13 protein-coding genes are annotated in these 11364 nt (G+C 63.5%); 6 read left to right on the forward strand and 7 right to left on the reverse strand.

The features are described from left to right. Window positions 1-85: 85 nt before the first annotated feature. Both P0648_RS05700 and P0648_RS05705 read left to right on the forward strand, forming a co-directional pair. Window positions 86-790: a class I SAM-dependent methyltransferase gene (locus tag P0648_RS05700; RefSeq protein WP_277505571.1), complete on the forward strand. Its 705-nt coding sequence runs from the start codon at window positions 86-88 to the stop codon at window positions 788-790. Window positions 791-848: 58 nt separating this feature from the next. After that, entirely contained in the window at window positions 849-1751 is a 903-nt protein-coding gene (locus tag P0648_RS05705) for a glycosyltransferase (protein WP_277505573.1), read from the forward strand. Here the strand turns inward: P0648_RS05705 and P0648_RS05710 are convergent. After that, window positions 1748-2560, reverse strand: a complete 813-nt coding sequence (locus P0648_RS05710) for an amidohydrolase family protein (protein WP_276248232.1) — start codon at window positions 2558-2560, stop codon at window positions 1748-1750. The genes P0648_RS05705 and P0648_RS05710 overlap by 4 nt on opposite strands. Before the next feature lie 267 nt (window positions 2561-2827). Here P0648_RS05710 and thsA point away from each other — a divergent pair, with 267 nt between their 5' ends. Then, window positions 2828-4405 carry a thermosome subunit alpha gene (gene thsA, locus P0648_RS05715; protein WP_276248231.1) on the forward strand — a complete coding sequence of 526 codons (1578 nt, stop codon included), beginning with the start codon at window positions 2828-2830 and terminating at the stop codon, window positions 4403-4405. A gap of 33 nt (window positions 4406-4438) precedes the next feature. On the opposite strand, the gene P0648_RS05720 is transcribed toward thsA, so the two are convergent. The 3 genes from P0648_RS05720 to P0648_RS05730 are packed head-to-tail and all read right to left on the reverse strand — an operon-like array spanning window position 4439 to window position 6317. Next, window positions 4439-5053 carry a trimeric intracellular cation channel family protein gene (locus P0648_RS05720; RefSeq protein ID WP_277505860.1) on the reverse strand — a complete coding sequence of 205 codons (615 nt, stop codon included), beginning with the start codon at window positions 5051-5053 and terminating at the stop codon, window positions 4439-4441. Continuing rightward, the gene (locus P0648_RS05725) at window positions 5053-5802 is read right to left on the reverse strand and encodes an S-adenosyl-l-methionine hydroxide adenosyltransferase family protein (protein ID WP_276248230.1); all 750 of its coding nucleotides are present in this window, start codon (window positions 5800-5802) and stop codon (window positions 5053-5055) included. Before P0648_RS05725 ends, P0648_RS05720 begins: the two co-directional genes overlap by 1 nt. Continuing rightward, window positions 5799-6317, reverse strand: a complete 519-nt coding sequence (locus P0648_RS05730) for a nicotinamide-nucleotide adenylyltransferase (protein ID WP_276248229.1) — start codon at window positions 6315-6317, stop codon at window positions 5799-5801. The genes P0648_RS05725 and P0648_RS05730 overlap by 4 nt, the downstream gene beginning before the upstream one ends. Before the next feature lie 173 nt (window positions 6318-6490). Here P0648_RS05730 and lonB point away from each other — a divergent pair, with 173 nt between their 5' ends. Together lonB and P0648_RS05740 are read left to right on the forward strand one after the other, a co-directional pair. After that, on the forward strand, window positions 6491-8524 hold the full coding sequence (gene lonB, locus P0648_RS05735; protein ID WP_276248228.1) for an ATP-dependent protease LonB: 2034 nt from the start codon (window positions 6491-6493) through the stop codon (window positions 8522-8524). Window positions 8525-8527: 3 nt separating this feature from the next. Then, a complete protein-coding gene (locus P0648_RS05740) occupies window positions 8528-9229 on the forward strand; it encodes a CPBP family intramembrane glutamic endopeptidase (protein ID WP_277505575.1) in 702 nt (233 codons plus the stop codon). Here P0648_RS05740 and P0648_RS05745 read toward each other — a convergent pair whose 3' ends face one another. Further along, the gene (locus P0648_RS05745) at window positions 9230-10078 is read right to left on the reverse strand and encodes a VOC family protein (protein WP_276248226.1); all 849 of its coding nucleotides are present in this window, start codon (window positions 10076-10078) and stop codon (window positions 9230-9232) included. It abuts the gene before it with no gap. 171 nt (window positions 10079-10249) lie between these two features. Between P0648_RS05745 and P0648_RS05750 the strand changes: the two genes are divergently transcribed. After that, window positions 10250-10522 carry a hypothetical protein gene (locus tag P0648_RS05750; protein ID WP_276248225.1) on the forward strand — a complete coding sequence of 91 codons (273 nt, stop codon included), beginning with the start codon at window positions 10250-10252 and terminating at the stop codon, window positions 10520-10522. A 17-nt stretch (window positions 10523-10539) separates the two neighbouring features. Here the strand turns inward: P0648_RS05750 and P0648_RS05755 are convergent, their stop codons facing one another. Further along, entirely contained in the window at window positions 10540-10824 is a 285-nt protein-coding gene (locus tag P0648_RS05755; RefSeq protein WP_276248224.1) for a hypothetical protein, read from the reverse strand. A 6-nt stretch (window positions 10825-10830) separates the two neighbouring features. After that, window positions 10831-11292, reverse strand: a complete 462-nt coding sequence (locus P0648_RS05760; RefSeq protein ID WP_276248223.1) for an MGMT family protein — start codon at window positions 11290-11292, stop codon at window positions 10831-10833. Between the last annotated feature and the right edge of the window lie 72 nt (window positions 11293-11364).

The raw sequence follows: 11364 nt of genomic DNA on the forward strand, positions 1-11364 counted from the left end.
CAATCAGCATAATTGTGGCGGCCTCACCTCGCCGTGGGACTGTTCCAGTATCGTTTTATCCCCTCGACAGAGAAGTGATGGTAGCGTGAAAGGGCAGGAGTGGTACCAGGCGGACGAGGTGGCCGAAGAGTACGACACGAAACGATTCTCTCGGGGCGGCCGCCTCATCGACCGTCGGGAAAAACAGGCGTTGCTCGACGCAGTTGGCGACATCGAGGGCAAAGACGTCCTCGAAATCGCCTGCGGGACCGGTCGGTTTACCGTGATGCTCGCAGAGCGTGGCGCAGACATCATCGGTCTCGACATCTCGAAGGCGATGCTCCAGCAGGGCCGCCACAAGGCTGGCGCCGCGGGCGTCGCAGACCACATCGAGTTCATGCGCGGGGACGCAGCGCGCTTACCGTTCCCCGACGACCACTTCGACATCGTGTTCGCGATGCGCTTTTTCCACCTCGCGGATACCCCCGCGTCGTTCCTCTCGGAGATGCGCCGCGTCTCGAACGACGTGGTCTTTTTCGACACCTTCAACGCGCCGAGCGCGCGGTCGGTCTACAACTGGCTCCTTCCGATGGGGTCACGCCTCTACACCGAAGACGAGGTTTCCTCGCTGTTCAGCGAGACGGACCTGACGCTCAACCACGTCGAACACGACTTCCTCCTGCCATACGGCTTTTATCGCAGCATTCCGAACGGCATCGCCTCCACCGCCCGCCGTCTCGACACCTCGCTTGGCGACACTGCTCTCGGAAATCTCGCCTCCGTCTCCTACTGGAAGGCTCACAAAAACTGACAGGTAGCCGACAGCGAACACCGGGTATTTTTACCTGTCCGTGCTTCTATCGAGTACTATGAAGCTCTCGGTGGTCATCCCCACGCTCAACGACCGAGAGCGCCTCGCTCGCACGCTCGACTCGCTCACCGAACACGCCCCAGAGGCAGAGCGAATCGTCGTAAACGGCCCCTCGACGGACGGGACGACGGGCATGATTCGCGAGCGAGACGACGTCACCAGACTCATCGAACTCGCCGACAGAAACCTGAACGTGGCCCGAAACGCCGGGGCGGTCCGCGCCGACGGCGACGCCATCGCCTTCATCTCTTCTGACCGCGCCATCGAAGCCGGCTGGTTCGAGGCCGTCGTCGCCGGCCTCGAAGACGCTGATGCGGTCACGGGCCCGACGCATCGTGAACTCACGACGGGGCTGGCTTCGGAGGTTCTCGAATCGCGAGCCATCGCCGGCCGCGAAGTCACCTACGTCAACGGCTCGAACGCGGCCTTCCACCGCGACGTGTTCGAAGCCCTCGATGGCTTCGACGAGTACCTCCAGACCGGCGGCGCACGCGACCTCTCCCACCGCCTCGCAGCGAACGACTATCAGGTCGGCTGGGCGGGCAAGATGTGCGTCCACCGCGGCCTCGAAGCCGACGGCGGCCGCCGCGAGCGCGACTGGGCGTGGAAGTATCGCGCGCTCACTTATCGCCTCGTGAAAAACTACGGCATTCGCCCGACCGTCGCCCGCCGGACGCTCAGCCACGGCGGCGCGGACGCACTGGACACGCTGCGCGACGTCGCCCGTGGCAACGCGACGCCCTCTAGTTGGGTCGGAAGCGGCCGCGACGTCCTCCGCGGCATGGCTCGTGGAACAGCAGACGGGATTTTCTCGCGGCGAAAGGACAAGAGTGGACGGCGCAACCCGAACGGGATGTCGTCGCGAGCAGACCGCGCTGTCGAAGTGTACACCTGGCGTTAGGGCGCGAGCGCGGGGACGACCCGCGACGGATTTTTCGAGAACACTCGTGCCATCGCATCTTCTGGAACGTCGAGGGTCAGAATCTCCATCACCGAGACGTTCGGGTGCGTGTCGGGGGCACCGCTGCCGAACAGCACGCGGTCCGGGTGCTCGCGGATGGCTCGTTCTAACAGCCCGCGATAGCGGACGAAACTCGTGTCGAGGTAGAGCGTGTCGTGGGAATCGAGCAGCGAAATCGCCTCGTCCATCAACGCTCGGTCGAGCGGGTGGCCGCCGAAATGCGCGAGGATGAGCGGGATGTCCCAGTCGAGGAACGCTTCTGCGACGGCAGCGGGTGGGAAGGACACCCCTCCGCGCACGAGGACGGGGAGCGACACGTCGGCGAGTTGGGCAACAACCTCACCGTCGAGGAGGCCGTCTGCTGTCGGGTCCACGACGAACCCTTCGAACCGGTCGTCGTAGGCGTAGCGTTCGACGTCCTCGGGCGACGTGTGCCAGTCTTTTCGGCGCGCGGCGAGATTCCGGAATCGCGCGCCGATGTTCGCCTCGGCGTCGAGTGTGCCGGTGAGTCTGGCGAAGGCGACGAACGGACGCTCGACGCTCATACGGGCGACGGCGTTGTTCGCCCGGAGGTAGGCTCCCTCGCCGGCGTCCGGGTAGACGACGGCTTTCACGACGCCCGCCTGGTGGAGTTCCCGTTCTAAGTTCTCCGGCCCGATGGCTCGGCCTCGTGTACTGACACCTCCCTCGTCCGTGCTGAGCCGGGCGTGGACGTCTACGACGCGGAATCTGTGTTCCAGTTCCAGCATTTCGAAAGGAATCGACGGGCCGGAATATGGTCGTACCGATTCGTGTCGGATTGTCTGAATTTCTGCGGACAGCGTGGGTCGTCTCCCACCGCCCGCAACCCGGCGAACCGTCCCAGAATCAGGCATCTCTCTCGTGAAATTATCACTTTTCTGAACGACCCTCTCAGCGAACTGTGCTACGACACGCCTTCGCTTGCTTGCGGTTTTCTCGTCATTTGAGAAAGATTTATATAGAATTATAAACATTCAGATACCGAGGTTTCAGTTATGGCACAAGCATTCTACGCCGGGGGTCAGCCCCTTTTCATTCTGAGCGAGGGAACGCGACGAACCCGAGGCCGCGACGCCCAGGGTTCGAACATCGCCGCGGGGAAAGCGGTAAGCGGCGCGGTCCGCACGACGCTTGGCCCACGCGGGATGGACAAGATGCTCGTTTCGTCGTCGGGTGACGTCGTCATCACCAACGACGGTGCGACCATCCTCAACAAGATGGACATCGAGCACCCGGCGGCCCAGATGATCGTCGAGGTCTCCCAGAGCCAGGAGGACGAAGTCGGCGACGGGACGACGACAGCGGCGGTTCTCGCGGGCGAACTCCTCGCGAAGGCAGAGGACCTGCTCGAAGACGACGTCCACCCCACGACCATCGTCGAGGGCTACCACGAGGCCGCTCGCCTCGCTCACGAGGCCATCGACGCACAGGTCATGGACGACGAACTCGACGACGAACTCTTAGAGAAAGTCGCCGAATCCTCGATGACCGGTAAGGGGACCGGTGGCGTCACCGCAGACGCCCTCGCAAAGACCGTGGTGAAAGCCATCCGCCACGTTCAGGGCGAAAAGCGCGTCGAACGTGACGACGTCCGCATCCAGACGAAAGTTGGGTCGTCCTCCTCGGCGACGGAGCTCGTAGAGGGAGTCATTCTCGACAAGGAACCCGTCCACGACAACATGCCTCGGAAGGTCGAAGACGCGACCATCGCCATCCTCGACATGGAACTCGACGTGCGAAAGAGCCACGTCGACGCCGAGTACAACATCACCTCCATCGAGCAGCTGAACGCCGCGCTCGACGCAGAAGAGGGTGAGCTGCGCGGCTACGCCGCCGCGCTCAAAGACGCTGGCGTGGACGTCGTCTTCGTCACCGACGGCATCGACGACCGCGTCGCCTCATACCTCGCGAAAGCCGGCATTCTCGCCTTCAAGAGCGTCAACAAGAAGGACGCGACTGCCATCGCTCGCGCGACGGGCGCGACCCGCATCGGCACGCTCGAAGACGTCTCCAAAGACGACTTCGGTCACGCCGACCTCATTCACGTCCAGCGCTTTGGCGAGGACGAACTCACCTTCATCGAGGGTGGCGCGGCCGCGAAGTCCGTCACCGTCTTCGTCCGCGGCGGAACCGAGCACGTCGTCGACGAACTCGAACGCGCCTTAGAGGACGCCCTGGACGTGGTGACTGCCTCCCTCGACAAGGGTGGCGTCGTCCCCGGCGCGGGGGCGACCGAAATCGCCATCGCCGACTACATCCGCACCAAGTCCGCGGGTATCGAGGGTCGCAAGCAACTCGCGGTCATGGCCTTCGCCGACGCCGTCGACATGCTTCCACGAACTCTCGCAGAGAACACCGGGATGGACCCAATCGATGCAATCGTCGACCTCCGCTCGCGCTTCGAGGCCGACGGCCGCGCCGGCATCATCGCCGAGGGCCAGACGGGCGTCATCGGCGACCCGCTCGACTACGGTATTATCGACCCGGCGGCCGTCAAGCACGGGGCGGTCGAATCAGCGACCGAAGCCGCGACCATGATCGTCCGCATCGACGACGTCATCGCCGCGAAGTAATCACGTCGCGTCTATTCTTTTTGTTCGAACCAGTCAGGAGACGCTCACGCGGGGGAGCGACCAGTCGAACCTGAGTGCCAACAACCGGAGCGCGAGCACCGTCGCGGCGCAGGCCGCCGCGGCGACATCGGGGCCGGCCCCACCTTCCGAGACGGCCCAGAACACGACGCCGCCGGCGACGGCGCAGGTGGCGTAGAAATCCTCTTTGAGGACGCCAGGAACGCGCTGGAGCAACACGTCGGAGATGAGGCCGCCACCGACGCCTGTGAGCGTCGCGAGCAGGACGACACCGAATCCGGAGACGCCCGCCTCTGCGCCGACGAGTGCCCCCGTCGCGGCGAAGGCGGCGAGGCCAATGGCGTCGGGGACGAGAATCGCCGAGTGTTGAACCCAGTTCCTGCGAGTGCGCGAGAGGAAAATTGCGAGTACCACGCCTGCGAGCGCGATGGTCACGTCGTCGGTCGATTGCAGCGCGTTCGGAACCGCGCCGACGAGGACGTCGCGGGTCATTCCGCCGCCGAGGGCGGTCATTGTCCCGAGGACGAAGACGCCGAGCACGTCCAGTTGCTCGTCGATTGCTTTGAGCGACCCGGTCACGGCGAACGCGAGCAGGCCGACGACGTTCATCACCGCGAACGCAGAGAGCATCACCAGGAAAGGGTTACGTCGTCGCCCGGGCCGAGCGCGAACGCCTCGTCGCCACGTCCCTGATTGACGGCCAGTTCGACGTTCTCGTGGCTGCCGACGGTGACGACCTTCGCGCCCATGCCGACGGCGGCGAACGTCTCGCCAATCGGGATGGGCTGGTCGTTCACCGTGACCATCTTGCGGCCGTCGAGGACGTGCCCGGGGATGTTCGTAATCACGTTGCCAAAGTCGTCCACGACGAGTACTTCGCCCGTCGCACCGTCGTCGGTTATCGTCGGTTCGGGGAAGCGTTCGTTGACGTACGCGTCAGTTCGCGTCACGCCCGGGAGGTCGTCGATTGATTCGACGCCGACATCGTGGAGTTTCGCCGCCCAGGGCGCGAACACGTCTCGACCGTGGAACGTCGTACTCTTCGGTCGTCCTGCGTCGAGTTCGAACACGGAGAAGTCTGCTGCCAGTCGTCGGGCGACCGGGAGCAGGACGCCGTTGTCGGGGCCGACGAGGAGGTGGTCGCCCGCGCGGACGGCGATGGCCTTCCGGTCGGTGCCGACGCCGGGGTCGACGACGACGAGGTGGACGGCGGGCGGGAAGTAGGGCAGCACTTCGCGCAACCAGAACGCGGCAGCGCGGACATCCTGTCGCGGAAACTCGTGGGAAACGTCTACCAGCCGGGTGTCCGTCTGCTGGAGGATGACGCCCTTCATCGCGGCGGGATACGGCGAACCGAAGTCTGAACTCAGCGTAATCATTCGTCGTTTGCGTCCGTGTCGCTTACGTGCTGAATGCGGTCGATGCCGTCGATTTCTTCGACGACCTCAGTCACCGCCTCTGGGACGAGTTCCTCCCAGTTTTTGCCCTCTATCATCCGTGCACGGACTTCCGTGCCCTCGAAGACGGCGCGGTTGAACATCGGCGACTGGCGCACTTCGACGCCCGCTTCTTTGAACAGGCGGACGACGAGTGGGTTGTTCGAGTAGGCGACGTCGAAGGTCGGACTCATGCTCTGGACGTGGCTCACCCAGACGGAGTTGCGGTCTAAGTCCTCGATGGGCACGGCGTAGGTGACGAGGTCCATGTCGGTGAGCGCCTTCGTTATCATCATGATGCGCTCGCCCGCGGTGAAGGGGTCGTTGGTGGTGTGGCTGTCACCGGCGCTCCCGATGCCGAGAACGAGTTCGTCTACCTCTTCTGCGATGCGTTCGACCATCGCGTAGTGCCCGTTGTGAAACGGCTGGAAGCGGCCGATGAAGAACCCGCGAGTCATATCCGCAGTTACAGGCCCGGTTTATAAAATCCGTCGGGTCGTCCGAGCCGGGCGGCAAATTCCGCCGGAACCAGCCGATGTCCGGGGGTTTCGGTAGTGTCTGAGCGAGACATTCGGGGAGAAAGTATATCAAATGATAGCCCCTGAAATCAGATAGCGGAAACCGTAGTTCTATGAGTAACGACATGGAGACTGACAACGTCTCGTCGGAAGCGGAAGAAGAGGCTTCTCCCGAAGCCGACCGAGACGAATCCAAAGACGAACTCGGCAGCGATGTCGAGGTCGGGGCCGAGTCAGCAGTTGTCGAAGCGGACGAAGACAGCTTGCTTGGTGGCCTGCAGATATCCTCCACTGAGGATATCGAAATCCCCGACAGGCTGGTCGACCAGGTCATCGGCCAGGACCACGCCCGAGACGTCATCATGAAGGCCGCAAAACAGCGGCGTCACGTCATGATGATTGGCTCACCGGGTACGGGCAAATCGATGCTCGCAAAGGCGATGAGTGAACTCCTGCCCAAAGAGGAATTACAGGACGTCCTCGTCTACCACAACCCGGACGACGGCAACGAGCCAAAGGTCCGTACCGTCCCCGCGGGCAAAGGTGAACAGATTATCGAAGCACACAAAGAGGAAGCGAGAAAGCGCAACCAGATGCGCTCGTTCCTCATGTGGATCATCATCGCCATCGTGATTGGCTACTCGCTGCTCGTCGCCCAGCAGATTCTGCTCGGCATCCTCGCAGCGGGTGTCGTCTACCTCGCGTTCCGGTACGGAAGCCGGTCGAGCGATTCGATGATTCCAAACCTGCTGGTCAACAACGGCGACACGAAGAGCGCGCCGTTCGAGGACGCGACCGGTGCACACGCCGGGGCACTCCTCGGCGACGTGCGCCACGACCCGTTCCAGTCCGGTGGGATGGAGACGCCGAGCCACGACCGCGTCGAGGCCGGTGCCATCCACAAGGCGAACAAGGGCGTGTTGTTCATCGACGAAATCAACACCCTCGACATTCGCTCCCAGCAGCACCTCATGACGGCGATTCAGGAGGGTCGGTTCGCGATTACGGGCCAGTCCGAGCGTTCCTCGGGCGCGATGGTCCAGACCGAACCCGTCCCGACGGACTTCGTCATGGTCGCAGCAGGGAACTTAGACGCGATGGAGAACATGCACCCAGCACTCCGGTCCCGTATCAAAGGGTACGGGTACGAGGTGTACATGGACGACTCCATCCGCGACTCCCCCGAGATGCGCCGCCGGTACGCCCGGTTCGTCGCACAGGAAGTCGCGAAAGACGGCCGCCTGCCACACTTCACGGACGAAGCCATCAGCGAGGTCATCCTCGAAGCCCGCCGCCGTGCGGGCCGCAAGGGTCACCTGACGCTGCGCTTCCGTGACCTCGGTGGCCTCGTCCGCGTCGCGGGTGACATCGCCCGCGCCGAGGACGCACCGAACACGACGCGCGAACACGTCCTGCAGGCAAAGCAGCGCTCGCGCTCCATCGAGCAGCAACTGGCAGACCAGTACATCGAGCGCCGCAAGGACTACGACCTCACTGTCAACGAAGGCGCGGTCACGGGCCGCGTCAACGGGCTTGCGGTCATGGGAGAGGACTCCGGTATCGTCCTCCCCGTGATGGCGGAAGTCACGCCGTCCCAGGGGCCGGGGCAGGTCATCGCGACCGGCCAGCTCCAGGACATCGCAGAGGAGGCCGTCCAGAACGTGAGCGCCATCATCAAGAAGTTCTCCGACGAGGACATCTCCGAGAAGGACATCCACATCCAGTTCGTCCAGACCGGACAGGGCGGGGTCGACGGTGACTCTGCTTCGATTACGGTCGCGGCGGCCGTCATCTCCGCGCTGGAGGACATCCCCGTCGAACAGAACCTCGCGATGACGGGCTCGCTGTCGGTCCGTGGCGACGTGCTCCCAGTCGGTGGGGTGACCCACAAAATCGAGGCGGCCGCGAAGGCCGGTCTCAAGAAGGTCATCATCCCGGCTGCGAACGAGCAGGACGTCATGATCGAAGACGAGTACAAAGAGCAGATCGAGATCATCCCGGTCAGCCACATCAGCGAAGTGCTCGAAGTCGCGCTCGCGGGCGAACCCGAGAAGGATTCGCTCGTCGACCGCTTGAAGAGCATCACCGGGCAGGCCCTCGAGAAGTCGGGGAGCCGCACGGGACACGGCAGCCCGAGTCCGAACTAAGCCGTGGCCCAGTGGGCGACGTTCACGGGACTCGTCGCCCTCATTTTACTCCTCTTGCTTTCACTCTCCTACGCCTCGCGTTCCGTCGTGATCGAGGCGGCTCCACCTGACCCAGCTCACGCACAGCCCCACGGGCTAACGACGGGAATGCTGCTCGCGAACGTCGCGTTCTCGCAGGGCTTTCTCGGCGTGTTTCTGTTGCTCGCGGCGTGGGTCACACAGATTCCGTGGCCTGCTCTTGGCGTTCACCTGCCGACGGCCGCCACCGTCGCCATCGGCCTCGTGCTCGGGGCGTTGCTCTACGGGACCAATCGCCTCGGCGCGTGGTCGATGCGTCGGCTCGGCTTCGACCACGGCGACGAGTTGCGCGAACTGCTCGCCCCGAAGACGCGACGCGGCTGGCTGCTGTTGCTCGTGGGCGTCTTGCCCATCATCGCGGGTTTCGAGGAACTCCTGTTCAGAGCAGCGCTCGTCGGTGCGCTGAGTGCGGGCTACGGCGTCTCACCGTGGGTGCTGGCTGTGCTCTCGTCACTCGCATTCGCGCTGGGCCACGGCGCACAGGGCGTCGCTGGCATCGTGGTCACGTGGGCGCTCGGCCTCGTCCTCGCCGCCGCGTTCGTCGCGACGGGGAGCCTCGTCGTGGTAGTGGTCGCCCACTACGTCGTAAACGCCCTCGAATTCGTGATTCACGAGGGCGTCGCCTGATTATTCGGTGCGAATTCTGAGTTCGATGCCGTTCGGGTCGTGGACGTGAAGTTCGCCGTCAGCCTCGGCAACGTCCACGCCTGCGGTGTCGAACTGGTCGCGAACCGCCGCGAGCGCCGCCTCGTCGGGGACGACGAGTTCGAACCAGTCGAGTCCGCGGCCGCTGGGCGGGTCGGTGCGCCCGTTCCAGGTGTTCGCGCCGATGTGATGGTGGTAGCCCCCGGCGGAGACGAACAGCGACGACCCGCCGTAGGGTGCGGGCAGCGCGACGGGCGAATCGAGTCCGACCGCGTCCTCGTAGAACTCCCGAGTCGCCGGAATCGAGGAGACTTCGAGGTGAATGTGGCCCACGTCGGTACCGTCGGGGACGGTGCTGTCGGTGTCTCCCAGCTCGCGCAACTCACCAAGGTCGAGTGGCAGCGTATCCATCAGGAGTTCGCCGTCCTCGTCGCGCTCCCACGTCTCGCGCGGGCGGTCGGTGTAGATTTCGATGCCGTTGCCCTCCGGGTCGTTGAGGTAGAGTGCTTCGCTCACGAGGTGGTCCGAGGCTCCTGAGAGTCGCCACTGGTTTTCCACGCGGTGGAGTGCGTCGCCGAGTGCCTCGCGAGTCGGCACACGAAACGCTGTGTGAAACAGGCCGGTTTCGGTTCGTCCGCGCTCAGGGAGGTCCGGGGCTGTGGTGAGTTCGAGGAACGGTCGGCCTCCCGCGCCGAGGGTCGCCGCCGTTTCGGATTCTGTGAGGACGGCGAGGCCGACGACGTCGCTGTAGAACTCGACGACTCGGTCGAGGTCGTTTACGCGAAGGGCGACGCGGCCGACGTGGGTTTCCGGGGCGATGTGTGGTGACATGGTTTCGATCGATTGGTTACTGGTATGTGATGTGTCTGGATAGTCCCATCGCCGCCGGAAATTCGAGTCCAGCAAAGCGGTTCCATCATCCACACACTAAATTACGCGTCAGACATGTGTCTAACATAAGTATAAATAGTTGCTGTGGCAACACGTTACTGGTGTTACACTATGGGTAAAGTAACCAACGCACTCGGAGACTTAGTCGAGAACGTCGTCGCGTTCCTCGTCATGATTATCCTCGCGATCATCGGCTTCTACGTCACGGTGTTCGTCGTGACGATGGGTGCCGAACTCGCCGGCCGCGCGGCGAGCGGTGATTTCGTGGTGCTCTCCGCTGCACTGCTCGTCTCCGCGTCCATCCTGGCTGGCGGCTCCTCGCCGGTCGGGAAACTGAGCGAGCCGATGACGCCGACGCGGAAGAGCGCACCCGCCGACGACTGAAGTTCCACCCAGTATTTTTATCGTACCCGCACCGACTCGACAGCCGCGCGTATCTCTTTTCCCTTGTTGTGGGCGTGAAACAGGTGTGCGCCGATGATGGAAGTGCGATACCGGAGCTTTGACTTCCGTTTTCCGGACCGGTCGCGGACCGGCGAGAGCGTGGCGAGATGAATGCCGGCGTTCGTCCGGTACTCGTACTCCTTGCCGGACTGTGACTGGCGCAGGTGTTTGACAATGTTGGAGATGCGTTCTGCTGCCTCTGGGGGTTCGACGCCGAGAAAAATCGTTTCGTAGTTGACCATTGACCCCTACAGCCCTTCGAGCGAGCGAAGCTTCTGCTCGATTTCCGGTGGTGCAGCACTCGGCCCGTCGCGCACCCGGTGGTCCGGAATCAGGATGGGTGTCGGATTTTCGTCGAGGGCGGTTCTGACGAGCGTCAGGTCGGCGTCGTCCTGTGGGTCCAGTTCGGGGGTCATTCGAGCGATTCGCTCGACGGTGTACTGTTGGCCGTAGGGAATCTGTCGGACCGTGTCGAGCACGCGCCGGTGGGCGGTAGGGACCGTAAGCGCCACGTCGACGGTGTCGAACGACTCCTGGACGCCTTCGAGGTAGGCGAAGATACGGTCGAGGACCGGGTGGTCGGGGTTCGCGTCCGCTGGCGCTTTATCGGGGAACGAAACCGAGATGACTCGGCCGCTCGCGACGCCGATTTGTACGAACCGGTCTAAGTAGTCGGATTCGCGGGCGTAGATACCAGCAGACTCGTCCATACCTGTACGTGGACCGTCTCGAACTTCAACATTCGGCTCTCTCGACTGCGCAAGCCTTATGTACAAATCAGT

It is taken from the genome of Haladaptatus sp. DYSN1, assembly GCF_029489995.1.
Taxonomy (GTDB): domain Archaea; phylum Halobacteriota; class Halobacteria; order Halobacteriales; family Halococcaceae; genus QDMS2.